Annotated in this window: 14 protein-coding genes and 2 tRNA genes; 11 read left to right on the top strand and 5 right to left on the bottom strand. The window is 39.1% G+C overall.

Features of this window, described 5'->3' with window-relative positions:
* Positions 1-5 precede the first annotated feature (5 nt).
* The 9 genes from C4F49_RS05025 (at position 6) to C4F49_RS04985 (ending at position 11,207) form a co-directional block, all read left to right on the top strand.
* Complete coding sequence (locus tag C4F49_RS05025) at positions 6-1,688, top strand: DUF5060 domain-containing protein (protein WP_196934785.1); 1,683 nt, start codon at positions 6-8, stop codon at positions 1,686-1,688.
* 9 nt (positions 1,689-1,697) lie between these two features.
* Positions 1,698-2,759, top strand: coding sequence for a glycoside hydrolase family 26 protein (locus tag C4F49_RS05020; protein ID WP_196934784.1), 1,062 nt, complete (start codon positions 1,698-1,700; stop codon positions 2,757-2,759).
* 77 nt (positions 2,760-2,836) lie between these two features.
* The gene (locus C4F49_RS05015) at positions 2,837-4,036 is read left to right on the top strand and encodes a glycoside hydrolase 5 family protein (RefSeq protein ID WP_196934783.1); all 1,200 of its coding nucleotides are present in this window, start codon (positions 2,837-2,839) and stop codon (positions 4,034-4,036) included.
* A gap of 334 nt (positions 4,037-4,370) precedes the next feature.
* On the top strand, positions 4,371-5,540 hold the full coding sequence (locus tag C4F49_RS05010; protein ID WP_196934782.1) for a glycoside hydrolase family 130 protein: 1,170 nt from the start codon (positions 4,371-4,373) through the stop codon (positions 5,538-5,540).
* A 29-nt stretch (positions 5,541-5,569) separates the two neighbouring features.
* Positions 5,570-6,958 (top strand): MFS transporter, encoded by a 1,389-nt coding sequence (locus C4F49_RS05005; RefSeq protein ID WP_196934781.1) that lies wholly within the window; start codon positions 5,570-5,572, stop codon positions 6,956-6,958.
* Between the two features lie 12 nt (positions 6,959-6,970).
* Complete coding sequence (locus tag C4F49_RS05000; protein ID WP_196934780.1) at positions 6,971-8,137, top strand: AGE family epimerase/isomerase; 1,167 nt, start codon at positions 6,971-6,973, stop codon at positions 8,135-8,137.
* Between the two features lie 642 nt (positions 8,138-8,779).
* Complete coding sequence (locus tag C4F49_RS04995) at positions 8,780-9,667, top strand: YbbR-like domain-containing protein (RefSeq protein WP_231388212.1); 888 nt, start codon at positions 8,780-8,782, stop codon at positions 9,665-9,667.
* Positions 9,668-10,267, top strand: coding sequence for a dephospho-CoA kinase (gene coaE, locus C4F49_RS04990; protein WP_196934778.1), 600 nt, complete (start codon positions 9,668-9,670; stop codon positions 10,265-10,267).
* Positions 10,257-11,207, top strand: a complete 951-nt coding sequence (locus tag C4F49_RS04985) for an MBL fold metallo-hydrolase (RefSeq protein ID WP_196934777.1) — start codon at positions 10,257-10,259, stop codon at positions 11,205-11,207. Before coaE ends, C4F49_RS04985 begins: the two co-directional genes overlap by 11 nt.
* Before the next feature lie 269 nt (positions 11,208-11,476).
* Here the strand turns inward: C4F49_RS04985 and C4F49_RS04980 are convergent, their stop codons facing one another.
* From C4F49_RS04980 to C4F49_RS04970, 3 genes are all read right to left on the bottom strand, one after another.
* Positions 11,477-12,067: a hypothetical protein gene (locus C4F49_RS04980; protein ID WP_196934776.1), complete on the bottom strand. Its 591-nt coding sequence runs from the start codon at positions 12,065-12,067 to the stop codon at positions 11,477-11,479.
* 275 nt (positions 12,068-12,342) lie between these two features.
* Positions 12,343-12,969: a hypothetical protein gene (locus tag C4F49_RS04975; protein ID WP_196934775.1), complete on the bottom strand. Its 627-nt coding sequence runs from the start codon at positions 12,967-12,969 to the stop codon at positions 12,343-12,345.
* Positions 12,970-14,028, bottom strand: coding sequence for a DUF262 domain-containing protein (locus C4F49_RS04970; protein ID WP_196934774.1), 1,059 nt, complete (start codon positions 14,026-14,028; stop codon positions 12,970-12,972).
* Positions 14,029-14,609: 581 nt separating this feature from the next.
* Between C4F49_RS04970 and C4F49_RS04965 the strand changes: the two genes are divergently transcribed.
* Positions 14,610-14,963: an ISAon1 family transposase N-terminal region protein gene (locus C4F49_RS04965; protein ID WP_231388211.1), complete on the top strand. Its 354-nt coding sequence runs from the start codon at positions 14,610-14,612 to the stop codon at positions 14,961-14,963.
* Positions 14,964-14,976: 13 nt separating this feature from the next.
* Positions 14,977-15,939 (top strand): ISAon1 family transposase, encoded by a 963-nt coding sequence (locus C4F49_RS04960; protein ID WP_472908831.1) that lies wholly within the window; start codon positions 14,977-14,979, stop codon positions 15,937-15,939.
* A gap of 148 nt (positions 15,940-16,087) precedes the next feature.
* Here the strand turns inward: C4F49_RS04960 and C4F49_RS04955 are convergent.
* Both C4F49_RS04955 and C4F49_RS04950 read right to left on the bottom strand, forming a co-directional pair.
* Positions 16,088-16,160: transfer RNA gene (locus C4F49_RS04955), tRNA-Phe, on the bottom strand.
* Between the two features lie 35 nt (positions 16,161-16,195).
* A tRNA-Phe gene (locus C4F49_RS04950) sits at positions 16,196-16,268 on the bottom strand.
* Positions 16,269-16,440 lie beyond the last annotated feature (172 nt).

Genomic DNA, 16,440 nt, shown 5'->3' with positions numbered 1-16,440 from the left:
TCGATATGAGAATAGCATTCATCGTAACCATATTTGTTTTGATTTCATCTGTTGCAAAAGCACAGATTAGCTCTGCTAAATTACTTTCTCCAACGGTAGAACTGTACAAGAAAGCCGAGCTTCAGATTCAATTAAAAGCAGAATGGACGAATCCCTATTTACAAGAAGACATTGCATTGGATATGCATATTCAATCACCTTCTGGAAAACAACTGGTGCTTCCATGTTTTTATGAAAGCGGAAAATCTGGTGAATTATCCGAATGGAAAGCAAACTTCGCACCTCAGGAAATAGGAACATATAACTTTTACTTTAAGCTGTCTAGCAAAAAGAAAAAACCATCAAGTTCGAAACCGCAAATAGTGGAAGTATTGGCATCAGCCGACAAAGGTTTTCTGACGGTTAACAATAATTGGACGCTGAAGTTTGACAACAACGGTCTTTTTAGAGGAATCGCCGAAAATATCTGCTGGGAATCGAGGGATCAAGATGACTCAAAATATTTTAAAGAGTTGCATGAAAGATCCGATAGGTACTCGTACGATTTCCTGTTACCCGATTTTGCGAAGAACGGAGGTAATTTTTTCCGGACTTGGATGTGTTCTTGGAACCTGCCGATTGATTTTAGTTCAAACTTTAACAACGAGCGATATACTGCTTCTGAATCATATTTCAATGAGAGTGCCGTTGCGAGGATGGATCATTTAATTCATTTGGCGGATTCGTTGGACTTGTACATCATGTTGACCTTAGGTACAGGAGATTATCGTGGAAAGAATCCGAATGACGTGAAAACTTCGGATGATTTCTTTGCGAGTCCCATTGCAAAACAAACTTATAAAAATAGGTTGCGTTACATTGTTGCTCGCTGGGGATTTAGCCCGCACATTGCGATGTGGGAGTTTTTAAACGAAGTGGACAATATTCAGTTTAATGGACGTGAAACTCCGATCAAGACAGAAGATATTGTGACATGGCATCAGGAAATGAGCGCGTATCTCAAAGAATTGGATCCATACAACCATATCATCACGACGAGTATCTCACATCGGGATATTCCGGGGCTCAACGATATTTCAACAATCGACATCAATCAAAAACACATTTATAACAACACCGATATTCTGTCAAAAGAAATCAACGAGTATACCCAAAAACATCAAAAGCCTTACATTATTGGAGAATTTGGGTTTGAATGGGATTGGCAGAAGAATTTCGATGATTTCTCGCATGGGATGGAAGTGGATTTCAAACGAGGTTTATGGTATGGGATTTTCTCGCCTACACCTGTATTGCCAATGAGCTGGTGGTGGGAATATTTTGAAAATCGAGGAATGACAGCTTACTTCAGAGGCGTTCGTGAGATTAGCGATCAGATGCTCGATGCGGGGAAAGGAGAATTTATTCCATTAGAAGTGCAGGCTGGCGATCTTCATGCTTATGCGCTTAAGTGCAAAGATCATATATACATCTATGTGTATAATCCGACGAATCGCGTACAAAAGCAATCTGTTTCCCTGAAAGTTCCATATCGTTTTGATACAGCATTAGCGCTCACACAATTCGAACCCACGTTGCTGACTTACGAAGATTTGGGGTATATTGACTTTAAAGATCAGCAAATTGTTCTTGATGATATTTTCATAGGATCAAAAAAGGAAATGGTTTACATTTTGAAAAACAAATAAAAACAGCGTATGCTTAAAATTAAGATGAAAATGGGGTTGATAGGTTTGATTAGTTTTGCAGTTGTTACTTCCTGCACGCAATCAAATTCTTCAGAGAAAAAAGACGATCGATCAGCAGCGATCGACACGAATGAATTAGCTGTCAAAAAGCAAGAGTTGCTAACTTTTCTTTCTGATATAAAATCAAATCACGTCCTCGGCGGAATTCATAACCGCGAACCGAACGGCGATCCAGCAAAATGGACGAATGAAATTCACAAATTGACAGGAGAATATCCTGCACTATGGAGCGCTGATTTTTTATTTCAAAAAGAAAATATCGATCATCGAGGGACAATGATTGATGAGGCAATCAAACAATTTCAAAGCGGTGCGGTAGTCAATATCATGTGGCATGCTTGTAATCCTGCATACGGACAGCCTTGTGAATGGGATAATGGAAAGGGAGTGCTAAGCAGTCTATCTGACGATCAATGGAAACAATTATTTGTTGAAGGTTCCGAAATCCACACACAATTCATGCAACGCGTGGACGAAATCGCAGTTTACTTGCAAAAACTACAAGAAAATAAGGTGGTCGTTTTATTTAGACCTTTTCATGAAATGAATCAAGGAAAGTTTTGGTGGGGAGGACGTTCAGGACAAGATGGTACAGCGAAGCTTTATCGGAAGATCCATGATTACCTTGAACATGAGAAGGGATTGCATAATTTGATTTGGGTTTGGAATATACAAGATTTTCCGACGCTGGATCAAGATGTAGATGAATACAATCCTGGCTCAGATTACTGGGATATCGTGTCGTTAGATGTATATGATGACGCGACGGGTTTTTCTAATGAGAAATATGAATCGATCAAACGAATTGCCAAGGGCAAACCAATGGGAATCGGAGAATGCCAAAAGTTACCGTCTGTTGAAGTTTTAAATCAGCAGAAAGACTGGATTTTCTTTATGGGCTGGTCTGAATTGGTATTCGAGCACAATTCCAAAGAAACGATTAAAGAGGTTTTTGGATCAGATCGTGTGTATATGCTTGGTGATTTAAATAATTTAAAATCAGGTATTTAATACAATAATTGGTCAAAAAAGTATTAGCCATTTATAAGCTGCAGTCTTAATTTTGATTAACCAAATATAAAATTAAAATGAAAAAGCTTAAACTGATCAGTTTACTAAGCATCCTCATTGGAATGTTTAGTTGTCAAAAATTAACAGACGCAGATGTAGAAAAAGAATTTGCGCTAAAGGACATTTCAACCCTAAATGCAGGCGTGGCGCCGGCTTCGATAACGCAAGCTGTTAGCATTTCCGGGAACAAATTTTATGTCAACCAGAAGCCGATTTTCTTTAATGGCATTAATACAGCTTGGCAAAAGCAGAGTGATTATTCCTTGGATTTCCTCGGACGCAATTTTGATTATGCCTGGTGGAATACTGAATTTCAGCGTTACAAGGACAATAAAATAAATCTAGCCCGTATCTGGATTCATGGTTCTGGCAGCCACAGCCCTTCCCTAAATGGCGATGGCTTGGTGACAGGGGCGACCAGCCAATTCTGGTCGAACATGGATCAATTGGTTCAGCTGGCGAAATCAAAGGGAGTTTATTTGATGGTCACGTTTTGGTCTTTTGACATGGTCAAAAATACCAGTTCAAAACACCTTCAGTACCGGCAGATTATCAATGATGTGAACAAAACACAATGGTATACTGAATATTTCTTAGTGCCATTTTTGCAGCGCTACGAAAACGAGCCGACGATTATGGGCTACGATATTTGCAATGAGCCGGAACACATGTGGCGCGATGCAAACTGCGGATATCTTAATAAAAATAATGTCATCCGATTCGTAGCTTGGTGTGCAGCGAAAATCAATGAGTTTTCTAGTAAGCCGGTAACGGTAGGTTCGATGTGGATTATTTTTAACAGCGATCGTTATGCATCTTGGGATACACATGGCGGCAATAATTACAGCAATGCCAAACTCCAAGCTCAGTACAATAACAGCAATGCGTACCTCGATTTTTATTCACCACATTGGTACCAATGGCAATCGTCAGGCGCTCCATTTGCGACAAGTGTCGGATATTGGCTGGATAATGGGAACAAACCGGTTTTAATCGGAGAAACTCCAGGGTATAACATTAATAGTTCATCGTATAACAATGCTGGAAATTGGAACATAACCTTGGCCAATTATTATAAACAAAGTTACTGGAATGGATATGCGGGCGTTTGCGCTTGGAAAAATCCTTGGGAAAATGATAACTATGGAAATTTCGATGCAATTAAGACCGCAACGAATGATTTTTACATCAATTATCCAGCATTAGTCTATCCTTAACGATCAAATCATTTGCTACCTACAGTAAGAAGACGGCTAAGTCAGATAAAATAGTATATCCTGATTACGTTGTCCAGCGGTGCAAATTTGATGTTGTTCATAGTATTTGTGTCATTAAAGGTTAAAATAATACTAGCAATTGACTTCCTCTAAGAATTATCTTTGACTATGGATTAATTAGATTGGATGCTTAGCTGTTCGTCTTTTTTTAACCTTTTAAACTTTACCAATTTTAGAAACCATCGTAACGATACCAGTCGCTGAATCATACAGGAAATAGAAGAATAAAACACATATAAAATAGAGCATCAAAACCATCATCGTTTAAAAATAAATGAAAGACAAATTTGAAAACCGGATAGCGGCCGTAAAACAGGCGCATGAAGAATTAATAAATAGAAAGAATGAAATTGTTTTGCCAGGAAATGGGATTTTCGAACGATATACGTATCCGGTCATCACGGCAGAACATACGCCGATTTATTGGCGTTATGATTTAGATGAGGTAGAAAATCCATTTTTTATGGAACGATTTGGCATTAACGGAACGTTTAATGCTGGCGCAATTAAATGGAATGGCAAGTATCTGTTGATGGTTAGGGTAGAAGGGAACGATAGAAAATCTTTTTTTGCGATAGCAGAAAGCGCTACGGGAGTTGACCAGTTTAAGTTTTGGGACTTTCCGATCGTTATTCCCGAAACAGAAGATCCAGATACGAATATCTATGACATGAGGCTTACCGCTCACGAAGATGGGTGGGTTTATGGTATCTTTTGTTCAGAGAAAAAAGATCCGAATGCATTGCCAGGCGATCTATCATCGGCAGTTGCGTCGGCAGGAATTGTTCGAAGCAAAGACCTTGTCCAATGGGAACGTCTGCCTGATTTACAATCCAAAAGCCAGCAAAGAAATGTTGTACTGCATCCAGAGTTTATCGATGGAAAATATGCTGTTTACACAAGACCGCAAGATGGCTTTATTGATACAGGAAGTGGCGGAGGAATTGGATGGGGATTGGTAGAAAGCATGGAAAATGCAATTGTCCACGAAGAAAAGATTATCAACCACCGTTATTACCATACAATCAAGGAACTGAAGAATGGGGAAGGGCCGGCGCCGATCAAAACCGAAAAAGGCTGGTTGCATCTAGCGCATGGCGTTCGTAACTGTGCGGCTGGACTTCGATATGTACTCTATGTTTACTTAACTGACTTGCATAATCCGGATCAGCTGATTGCCGAACCAGCTGGACATCTGATGGCGCCGCTAGGCGAAGAACGCGTAGGCGATGTTTCGAATGTGCTGTTCTCAAATGGCTGGATTGCAGATGAAGATGGGAAAGTATTTATTTATTATGCATCAAGTGATACGCGGATGCATGTAGCTGTGTCGTCGGTAGAGCGTCTTTTGGACTATTGTATCCACACGCCCGAAGATGGATTTAGATCCGCGGCTTCGGTGAAAATTCTTTCAGATTTGATTTCAAAAAATTTGAATCGCTAACTTAGGCTCCATTACTCAACCAAACTTAAATGAAAGATCAAGTTACTCTTAAAGAAAAAATTGGCTATGGACTAGGCGATGCCGCTTCTTCGATGTTTTGGAAGTTGTTCGGCATGTACCTGATGTTTTTTTACACCGATGTTTTCGGTATGGAAGCAAAGGTCGTTGGTACCATGTTTTTAATTACTAGGGTCTGGGATTCTTTGTTCGATCCGATAATTGGGGCTTTAGCTGATCGAACACAGTCAAAATGGGGGAAATTCCGACCCTATATCTTGTATGTAGCCATTCCGTTTGGCGTGATTGGCGTCATGACATTTTACACGCCTTCCTTTGGAGAATCAGGTAAAATAGTCTACGCGTATGTAACTTATTCAATCATGATGATGGTGTATTCGGCGATTAATGTGCCTTACGCATCCTTGTTGGGGGTCATGAGTCCTTCACCGAAAGTGCGCAATGTATTGGCTACTTTCCGGATGACCTTTGCATACCTTGGAAGCTTCGTGACTTTATTGCTCTTTAATCCGCTGGTCAATTACTTTAGTGGGCGAAGCCAATTGATCGAAAATCAACAGTATGGATGGGTGATGGCAGTTGCTGTGATTGCTGTTTGTTGCGTTGTGCTTTTTTTGCTCTGCTTCAGCTGGACCAAAGAACGCGTTCAGCCAGTATCAGAACATTCTACGAGTTTAAAACAGGACATAAAGGATTTATTCAACAATAAGCCTTGGTGGATTTTGTTAGGCGCGGGCGTTGCGGCTTTGCTGTTCAATTCCATTCGCGATGGCGCGACTTTGTACTATTTTAAATATTACATCAGGGAAGACCTGTTTGGCGATGTTGTATTGTTCAATATACCGTTTGTTCTGAGTGGTTTGTACCTTGCTGTAGGTCAGGCTGCGAATATTCTTGGTGTGGTGCTTGCCGCTCCCGTCAGCAACAGCATAGGAAAAAAGAACACCTACATGATCTCCATGATTTTAGCCACTGTTGGAAGCATTGCATTCTATTGGCTGGCTAGCGATAATCTTGTGCTTATTTTCAGTTTGCAGATTATGATCAGTATTTGTGCAGGTTCCATATTTCCGCTATTGTGGTCGATGTATGCAGATTGCGCTGACTATTCGGAACTAAAAACCGGAAATAGAGCCACAGGTCTGATTTTTAGTTCCTCTTCGATGAGCCAAAAGTTAGGCTGGGCGCTTGGTACAGCGCTGACAGGTTGGCTCTTGGGCTATTACGGATTTCAGGCAAATCAGGATCAAAGTGCTGAAACGCTAAGCGGAATTCGCATGTTTCTAAGTTTCTTTCCAGCAATAGGGACGATTTTATCAGTGCTGTTTATCAGCTTTTATCCGTTGAGCGAAAAGAAAATGATCCAAATAACATCAGAATTAGAAGATAAAAGAAAATAAGTGCGGCATTGCATGAATGAATTTAGAAAAGAATTAGAAGAAAATATTCTGCCATTTTGGGCTGAAAAAATGGTTGATTACGAACATGGAGGATTCTATGGCGCGATTGACGGTCACAATCGGTTACAAGAAAAGGCGAACAAAGGTGTCGTTATGCATGCGCGGATTTTGTGGACTTTTTCAGCTGCCTTTAGGGTGCTGAAAAAAGAAAGTTATCTCAATATCGCGAATCGTGCTTTTGAATACATCAAACTGCATTTTATTGATGCCAAATTTGGCGGTGTATATTGGGAATTGGATTACCTTGGAAATCCAGTGAACAAGAAAAAGCAGACCTATGCACAGGGTTTTGCATTGTATGCATTTTCGGAATATTACCGTGCAACCTCCATTCCCGAAGCTTTGACACTTTCAAAAGCATTTTTTGAACAAATTGAATCGCTTAAAGATCAAGAAACGGGAGGATATTGGGAAGCGTTTACTGAAGATTGGCAACCGATCGAGGATATGCGTTTGAGCGATAAAGATGAGAACGAAGCTAAGACCATGAATACGCATTTGCACATTCTTGAACCTTATACGAATCTGTTGCGAATCTGGCCGGATCAACAAGTTATTCGCGCACAGCATGAATTGCTTGATCTCTTTCTTCATAAAATCTACAATCCGAAAAATGGACATCTGCAATTGTTTTTTGATAAAAATTGGAATTCACAGACGGACACGATTTCCTATGGACACGATATTGAGGCCGCATGGCTAATGCTTGAGGCAGCAGAGGTACTAAATAATACAGAATTAAAAGAAGAAGTTGCAACTACATCGCTCGCGATTGCCTTAGCTTCGGCGGAAGGCTTGTTGGCTGATGGAAGCATGGCTTATGAATTAAAGGATGGAGTTTTGGATAAAGAACGGCATTGGTGGGTTCAGGCGGAAGCTGTTGTTGGTTTCCAATACCTAGCAGTTCAATTCGATCAAGTTCACTACTTGGAATATTCGAAAATACTTTGGAAATATATTCAGAACGAGCTTATTGATTATGAAAATGGAGAATGGTATTGGAGCCGGAACGAGGGTGGATCCATCAATCGAAAAGACGACAAAGCAGGATTTTGGAAATGTCCTTACCATAACGGACGTATGTGCTTAGAGATGATGGCTTTTCAAAGTAAAAAGTAAAAATTCAAAAGTAAAAAAAACGTTCTGCGTGTTACGACGCTATTGTCGCTATTCAGGATGACCCTTCGAAAGATATCGAACAGCTTTCAAAATAAAAAGTCAAAAGTAAAAATTCAAAGACCTGCTTAATCGCAAACCCTTTCGCTAGCGCACGCGTTTCGCGTGTGCTTATATAAAATACAAAAATGCTCCGTAGGAGCTACCGCTTTGTAGTCTTAGGAAAGATAATAGAAGCGTGCCGTAGGTACGCTACCCATTTCAATAAGGTTTGTACCTAAGGCACAAAATTTATCGCTTTGTATTTTCTATAAAGCGGTTGTGCCTTTGGTAAATGTGTTTGCATTATTTTGTATAAGTTGTCCTGCAGAAGGAATGCTATTTTGAACATAGCTCACAGCGACTTCTTCATAGTCGCCAAATCTTTGCTCCTTATGCTTTACTCCGTAATCTTATAATTTCTACATCGCGCCCTTCGGAAGATGTTGAACAACTATGCTTACGCAATCAATCCCGCAAAATAGCTTAGCTCGTAGCACTAAAAAATCCATGGCGGGTTTCTTTTGAAAATAGTACATTTGTAGTATGGCGCAACGACGAATAAGTAAGAATCAACGGAGAAAAATTGGTGTTTTTCTGCGCTGTGTGCTTATATCATTTATCGCCTGGTTGCTATTTGCTATATCGAGCGATTACAAGTACCGCATTAAGGCGGGTATTTCCTACGTGAATATTCCCGAGAAAAGAGCTTTTCACCCCTTGCAATCCGATACCGTAGATGTGGAAGTAACCATGTCCGGTTGGAAAGTGTTTCTGGCAAACTTGCATAAAGATACATCGACCATTCAGGTTGATCTTAGCGGGTTGGCGAACCGTAATTTCGTCGTCATGTCTAACCAGATTGGTTTTATCAACAAGCAGTTTCCAGCAGATAAGAAAGTAATCAAAGTGCATCCCGATACCTTATTCTTTGATTTTTCAAAGCAGACACAGCGTAAAATTCCTGTGCGCGTGCTGACACATATTGATTTCAAAAAGCAGTATGGCATTATTGGTGAAACCAAAAGCAATCCCGCGTATGTGACCGTAACTGGACCGATGGAAGATGTCGCAAGCATCGAATACCTTGAAACGGACAGCATAAAAGGTTCGGCCATTCATTCGGACATCCGAACGATTGCCTATTTAAACCGAAATCAAAAAAACAACATTACCATTTATCCGACATTCACGGAGATAACCATTCCGGTAGGCGAGCTGACGGAAAAGATACTGGAAATTCCGCTCCGCGTGGAGAATGCATCAAAATATACGTCCGTACGGACGCTTCCGAGCAAAGTCAAGGTCGCTATTTTGGTGTCGATCAAGGATTACAATACTTGGACAGCGCGCGATTTTGAGGCTGTAGTGGATATGAATTCATGGGAAGAAAACCATGTGAAAAGTCTGCCGGTACTGATTACGCGGTCACCGGAATTTGTAAAAGTCATTAGCGTCGATCCGGCGAATGTGGATTTTTTAGTCAGAAAATAAATGAGCTTAAAAATAGGAATAACGGGTGGGATAGGAGCAGGCAAGAGTTTGGTTTGCAAGCTGTTCAAAACCTTGGGAGTGCCGGTATATGATGCAGACAGCGAAGCGAAATCGCTGATGGTCAGCAATCCGGAACTGAAGGAAGCTTTGATAGCTGCCTTCGGCAAGGAAACCTACCTCGCAGACGGACAAGTCAACCGCAAGTTTTTGGCTGATCAAGTGTTTAATAACGAAACTGAATTAAAGAAGCTCAATTCCATCGTTCATCCGATTGTTATTCAGCACGGAAAAGACTGGGCAGAAGCGCAGACTTATCCGTATTCGATTAAAGAAGCTGCTCTATTGTTTGAAAGCGGTTCTTATAAAGCATTGGACAAAATTATTCTGGTCACCGCTCCCGAAGCCATCCGAATCCAACGGGTGATGGAACGTGACGGGGCCACGGAAGAACAAGTGAAAGATCGAATCAGCAAGCAGATGACTGATGCGGACAAACAGGCGTTGGCTGATTTTATCCTGCTAAATGACGGAAAAGCGTCGCTGATCGCTCAGGTTTACGAGCTGCATCAGCTATTTTTAGAGGAGGCGAATGAATCTTAATCCATTGCCTGATTTTCTGGTCCAGCAAAATAAAGGGTACTATTGCCGCTATGGTGATTTCTACTTAGATCCATTGGAACCTGTGGAAACTGCGGTGGTGTCGCATGCTCACGCCGATCATGCGCGGCCAGGTCACCGCTTAATCTATACGACGGCAGCAACGTCTGTGTTTATGCAAACCCGATATACACGGCAACGAAAGGAGTCTTACCGTGTGTATGGTTTTTCAGAACATTTTAAGCTTAAGGAGGTCGATCTGTATTTTATTCCTGCCGGTCATATTTTGGGCTCCGCCCAAATCATGATGATTTATCAGGGCGTAAAATACCTGTATACCGGCGATTTTAAGATGCAGGAAGACAGCACCTGCGAACCGATTGAAATCGAACAGGCGGATGTATTGATAACGGAAACCACATTTGCAAATCCCGAGACCAAACATCCAGATCCGGTCGAAGAAATCAAAAAGCTAAATACCACCCAAATCAATATTCTTTTAGGCTGTTATACATTGGGCAAAGCCCAGCGCCTGACCGCATTGATCAATGCGCATTGCCCAGATAAAGAAGTGCTGGTGCATCATGGCATTCTGCCTTTTCATCGCATCTATGATCGGGAGGGTTTTCAGCAATTGACCTACCTGCCTTATAATCGGCAAGCCATGAAAGTGCCTGACCAAAATAAGATTTATTTGGTGCCGCCGTTTACTTTTTCAAGTTACATGCGCGCGAAGAATGTGATACGTGCTTTTGCATCGGGATGGAAACGCCTGCAGCATCAGAATGGAATTGAACTGCTGATTTCGGACCATGTCGATTGGGATGATTTGCTGTCTTTTATTGAGCAGGTTCGTCCTCAGGAAATATGGACTATCCATGGCGATGGGCGTCATCTCAAGGATTATTTAAGTGGATCGATCGCGGTCAAGGAACTTCGTTAGCAAAGAAAACAATTTCATTGATTTGATGTTGTTAGTTTACATCAATAAGAAAAGAAAAGCCATGAATAAGTTTTTTAAGGTATTAATAGCAGGTTGGGGAGCCAAGAAAATGGGTTTCGGATGTTTCGGAACTATTATTGTGTTTATTATTATCTATTATTTACTGGGCTATTTATAGGAGCGGAAGGCTTCTAAGAGATATAAAAACCTGATTATTTAGATTTAATCAGGTTTTTTTGTTTTGTAGATCTGATGACCTTAATGTAATCTTATTGATTTTTATCGATAAACAGAACGAAGTCGTTCAATGCTTTGGTAAAGGATTCTCGCAGCGCTTTTTTGCTCGTTGATTCGTTTATTTCTAGCGCAAAGCGATGAAATTGGGAAGCGACAAAGTGGAAAGGTTTTTCATCCGTTTTGATTTCAAATGCAAGTATAGTTCCTGCAGTATAGCTGTCTTCGGGAATATCTTTAAAAGATTCAGGTGCGTAGTATTTGGGGTTGATTGAAGCCGCAAAATCCTTTTCGATACCAAATTGATAAGCTTCTAACATGATTTTAATGTATTTTCCTGAAATAGGCTGTTGAGCATTTAAGTTGTTTTTTATGTTCAGCGTAGCCTTTGGATAGGTTTTCCGAAGCTGTTTAACTAGCGCTCCTAATACTTGATTGCCGGAACAGTCAGCTTGGGTATTCTTTGGAAGTTTCCGTGCATCAGTAAGGATAACCGTTATATTTTCGCCAGCAAATTGCTCGCTTCGTAGCAGCGTATCTACAACCTCCGGACAATAAACCTGCATCTTTTGGCTAAAGGAATGGCAATAGCTTACGCAAAGGATTAGGGTGATTAGGTATTTCATAAAAATAAATTGGTAGGTGAAGGTAGGGAAAGTTTTTTGATGAGGGAAAGTTTGATTGCTAGATATGGAGGTTTTGTGATCATTTGATTCGTAGAAAGTAAAAACACTAAAGCTTGGAGGGTGTATGTTCGATATAAAATTTTCGCCTTAGCTAGTAATTAAACTGGTACAAATCAATGGTTAATATAATTGTATCAGTTTTTTACCCACTATTGAGTGAAGAGCAAGAATAAATGTACGAATGTAATCAATATGATTTTTTTCTTGAAGATGATTTAGCCATTTGCAATTTGTTCTGCTGTAACATCAAGAATATCTAAATATCTTTCTAAAACAGTTTTAGCTAAAGATAATGACCTTGGGTCAATAGAAAATAATAATCTATAGGCTGAATAGTTAGTCGCACTAATTGCTAATATTCTTGAGGCAACACCATCTAGTTTAGAAGTAGTAGATGAAGATATATGTGCAGCTGAATTTCGTATAGTTTTCATATCCATTAAATCGCTATTAATCGAACTTAAGGATGAATCAAAAACGTATCCTTGATGAAAGAAAATTTTACTTATTTTTCTTACAGTTTCAGGATTTGACCAATCCATATGTTTCTGATTACCAATAATTATATCATTTGCGTGTTTAGCGTCTATAGGCATTGCCCATTTTGCTGGTCGATTATGATTTATAGACTCTTCGTTGATGAGGTAATCAATAAAGCATTTTTCGACGAATGTTTCCCATGCGACATAAATTCTTAGAAAAGCAGATTCTGCTATAAATTCCCGTAATTTAGATTGATGTTTATAGCTACCACTGGAATATTTTTGATGAGCAAAACTTATGTGCTGATTTAGTTCAGTTATTGATGCTCTAAAATCTGTTAAATTTTGAACTAAACCCATTTAAATAGCGTTTATTTTATTGGTTAGATATTCTGTTCTTCTCTTTCTAACTTTAGTGTCGGTTGTTGCTCTTCTACTGTCGTCTAAAAATTGGATGTCATTTGCTGGCAAGCTATTGATTACTTTTAAGTTGAAAATTTCATTCAAAGAAGTCAATTCATTTTTTATACGTTCGCAGTTCTTATTATGAATGTCGCCTGCAACTAAATCGAAGTCTTTTAAACCAAATTGAAAATGATAAAAGGACGTAAATAATGTATAAAAAAGATGTATACGTCTAAACTCCGTGTTTTTTAATCCCTCATTAAAAATAGATTGAATTAATAAAATGGTTTGGTCAAATTTTGATTCTATATCTTTCATCATAAAAGGGAAATCTTTCTCATATTTGTTATAATATGACTTTATTTGCTTCTTTGATTGAATCCCATCTAGAATTGAAATAACTAAATCTGCTACTAAAGTTGTATCTTCCATTCGAAGAATTTTTTGATTTGTTAGCAGCTTATTTTCAGTCCAAAATTCGTTGTACTTGTGAGATAATTTGTCCACAACAATTTTAAATTGGCTAAAATGACTTGCGTGAATTTTTTCTTGTTCGTTAAGTATTACCGCATAAGAATTTAAACGACTAAATATATCTAATATCTCTCTGTCTGGTAAATTTACCAGAAGGTCAACAGATAATTCATAATTAAGTATTTGAGATTGAATTGTTAAATCGATACTACTCAATTGGCTAAAATAATATCCTCCAAATTCTTCATTATGGTTCTTACTTATTGCGAATCCATCATTGAGATAAGAAAGAATTGTTCTCAATCTTTGTTGACCATCCACAACTTCTCTAATCGATTGTCTAGTATCAATATTTAATGTTTGTCTTATAAATATTTTTGGAATAGGCTTCCCTCTAATAATTGTATCCATTAAAAATGAACGTGCATCATCTGTCCAAACCGATTTTCTTTGAAATTTTGGAGAAAGCTCTAGTTGCTTTTTATCATGCCATTCAAGAAAATCGTTAATACTATATGTTCTACTATCGAAATTTTTCATTTAAGTTCTATTTTTAATAATCGCAGATTTTAACGTATTCCATTTTGGAATTACCGCAATGAATATACGCCAAACCAAGTAATAAATAAAACGGTTTTCCGTATTTATTAAGCTACGATGTTTGTAATACTTCTTGTTCGGGTAATTCCTTGATTTTGTAAATCAGTTGTCTTTTAACTAAGTATTATCATATCTAGCTAAAAAACAATCTCTTTTACAGTATTGCTCAGCTTACGATGCTGTTACTATTTATGACGTTCCAATCATCCATACCTTTGTCAAAAATACGATAAACAGTCTTCGTCTATTTTGTATATATCGTTGAACCATGCGTCCGATGTCTATTAAATGATATCCTACTTACCTCGCAGATTGGCTAGTGTATTTATACAAATCGGTTTAAATAAAGTAATGTTTTACTACCATTCAATCAGCTTATTAATTAAACTGGTTGGGTTGGTGTGTCAGATATTAAGTGTTAAATATCTTATTGTGATAAAATATTAAGTGTTGGGTCATGTTCAAAAGTTGTGGAGTAGGAAAAAAATAATAAGATATTTGTGCTTTGATCTTTTATAAGTATGCACGATTCGTTCAAAGCTTTAATGCCTTTAATTATTCCGGAAGGAGTTTCCGACTATTTCGAAATGACCCATTATTCTAAAGATGACAGGAGATTGGACATCTTTCTGGAAGAGCTTAACATCACACCCGAAGAATATCAAGGACAAAAATTGGTTTCCAAAGGTTTTTTCGACCCTATCACCCTTCAAGATTTCCCAATACGCGGCCCACAGGTATATCTGCACGTCAAACGCCGTAGATGGCTTAACCGGGATATAGATAAGGCAGTTTATAGGAACTGGGAGCTAGTAGCCAAAGGAACGCGCATCACACAGGATTTCGCGGCTTTTTTAAAAGAGATCAGCGGATAGCCAGGCACATAGCATCCAGAGCATATCTTCATTTTATGGCATAAGCGCTAGCAAGCTAAGGAGATACTATCGGAACAAGCTCAGTGGTTTTCAAGATTGGGAACATCGAGATAATGCAAAGCAGGGGCTCATCTTTGCCGAGAACATCAGCCCTCATCTTTCTATTGACGAAACCTGCCTTTCCCATGGAGAACTTTATACAGTCTTGAGCAATAAACATGCACGAGGCAAAAAGGGAACCGTCGTAGCGATATTGAGCGGCACTAAATCCGACAATATTATTCCCTTGCTTCAAAAGATACCTTTGCGGATCCGCAAACAAGTCACGGAGATTACCCTGGACTTAGCTGGAAATATGGGCCTGATCGCTAAGCGCTGTTTTCCCAATGCAGTTCAGGTAATCGATAGGTTCCATGTGCAGCAGCTGGCTAGCGAAGCGCTTCAAGAAATCAGGATAAAACATCGGTGGCAGGCTATAGATGACGAAAATCAAGCTATCGACCAAGCACGGAAGAAGAAAGAAAGCTATTGTCCAGAAATGCTTACCAATAGCGATACGCTCAAACAGCTGCTGGCAAGGAGCCGATATCTGCTCTATAAAAGCGAGCACAAATGGACGGTTGAACAGAAAGAAAGAGCTGTTATATTGTTCGAGCGCTATCCAGATATTGAAAAAGCTTACCGCCTGTCACAGGAGCTCTCTTGGATATTCAACACAACAGTGGATAAGATATATGGATTTACAAGGCTAGCGAAGTGGGCAGACAAGGTCGAACGGGCGGGGTTCAAGTCCTTCAATACCGTATCCAGAACGATAAATATACACCACAAAAAGATATTGAACTACTTCGATAACAGAAGCACAAATGCTTCAGCAGAATCTTTCAATGCTAAGATAAAGGCTTTCAGAAGTCAATTTAGAGGTGTAAGGGATGTCAACTTTTTCCTATTTAGATTAACTAAATTATTTGCTTAGTCCACAGGTTTTGTTTATGATCCTAAGTGTTTAGGAAAAATAAATAAGTTAAATTTAAATACAATACCAAACCGAAAAGCCTACTTGCCTTAAGTTTCCGTTAACAATAAATAAAATCTGTGGATTATACTATTTGAAGAGAATTTTGTGGTGCCAGCTGGGATCGAACCAGCGACACAAGGATTTTCAGTCCTTTGCTCTACCTACTGAGCTATGGCACCCTGCAAGACAATTTCCTAATGAGATTTCAAATTTGTGGTGCCAGCTGGGATCGAACCAGCGACACAAGGATTTTCAGTCCTTTGCTCTACCTACTGAGCTATGGCACCTTATTTGAAACAACATTATTTCTTTGTTGCGTTGCAAATGTAGTTTCTTTTTTCGATATCTAAAACTTTTGATTTAAAAAAGTTGCCTCTAGGTAGCAAAGTATTGATTTTGATTAAGATAAATTTACAACAAATAAACAGAGATTTTTGCAAATAAGGGTATCTTTGCGCT

This window comes from Sphingobacterium hungaricum (genome assembly GCF_015210005.1).
In the GTDB taxonomy this organism is placed as follows: Bacteria; Bacteroidota; Bacteroidia; order Sphingobacteriales; family Sphingobacteriaceae; genus Sphingobacterium; species Sphingobacterium hungaricum.
The sequence above is the reverse complement of the archived record's forward strand: the minus strand, read 5'-3'. Positions and strand labels throughout refer to the sequence as shown.

Coding starts and splice junctions, on each gene's coding strand:
- C4F49_RS04975 (WP_196934775.1), bottom strand. CDS start 12,969: ATGGGTTTAGTTCAAAATTTAACAGATTTTAGAGCATCAATAACTGAA.
- C4F49_RS04965 (WP_231388211.1), top strand. CDS start 14,610: ATGCACGATTCGTTCAAAGCTTTAATGCCTTTAATTATTCCGGAAGGA.
- C4F49_RS04970 (WP_196934774.1), bottom strand. CDS start 14,028: ATGAAAAATTTCGATAGTAGAACATATAGTATTAACGATTTTCTTGAA.
- C4F49_RS04980 (WP_196934776.1), bottom strand. CDS start 12,067: ATGAAATACCTAATCACCCTAATCCTTTGCGTAAGCTATTGCCATTCC.
- C4F49_RS05015 (WP_196934783.1), top strand. CDS start 2,837: ATGAAAAAGCTTAAACTGATCAGTTTACTAAGCATCCTCATTGGAATG.
- C4F49_RS05025 (WP_196934785.1), top strand. CDS start 6: ATGAGAATAGCATTCATCGTAACCATATTTGTTTTGATTTCATCTGTT.
- C4F49_RS05005 (WP_196934781.1), top strand. CDS start 5,570: ATGAAAGATCAAGTTACTCTTAAAGAAAAAATTGGCTATGGACTAGGC.
- C4F49_RS05020 (WP_196934784.1), top strand. CDS start 1,698: ATGCTTAAAATTAAGATGAAAATGGGGTTGATAGGTTTGATTAGTTTT.
- coaE (WP_196934778.1), top strand. CDS start 9,668: ATGAGCTTAAAAATAGGAATAACGGGTGGGATAGGAGCAGGCAAGAGT.
- C4F49_RS05010 (WP_196934782.1), top strand. CDS start 4,371: ATGAAAGACAAATTTGAAAACCGGATAGCGGCCGTAAAACAGGCGCAT.
- C4F49_RS04985 (WP_196934777.1), top strand. CDS start 10,257: ATGAATCTTAATCCATTGCCTGATTTTCTGGTCCAGCAAAATAAAGGG.
- C4F49_RS05000 (WP_196934780.1), top strand. CDS start 6,971: ATGAATGAATTTAGAAAAGAATTAGAAGAAAATATTCTGCCATTTTGG.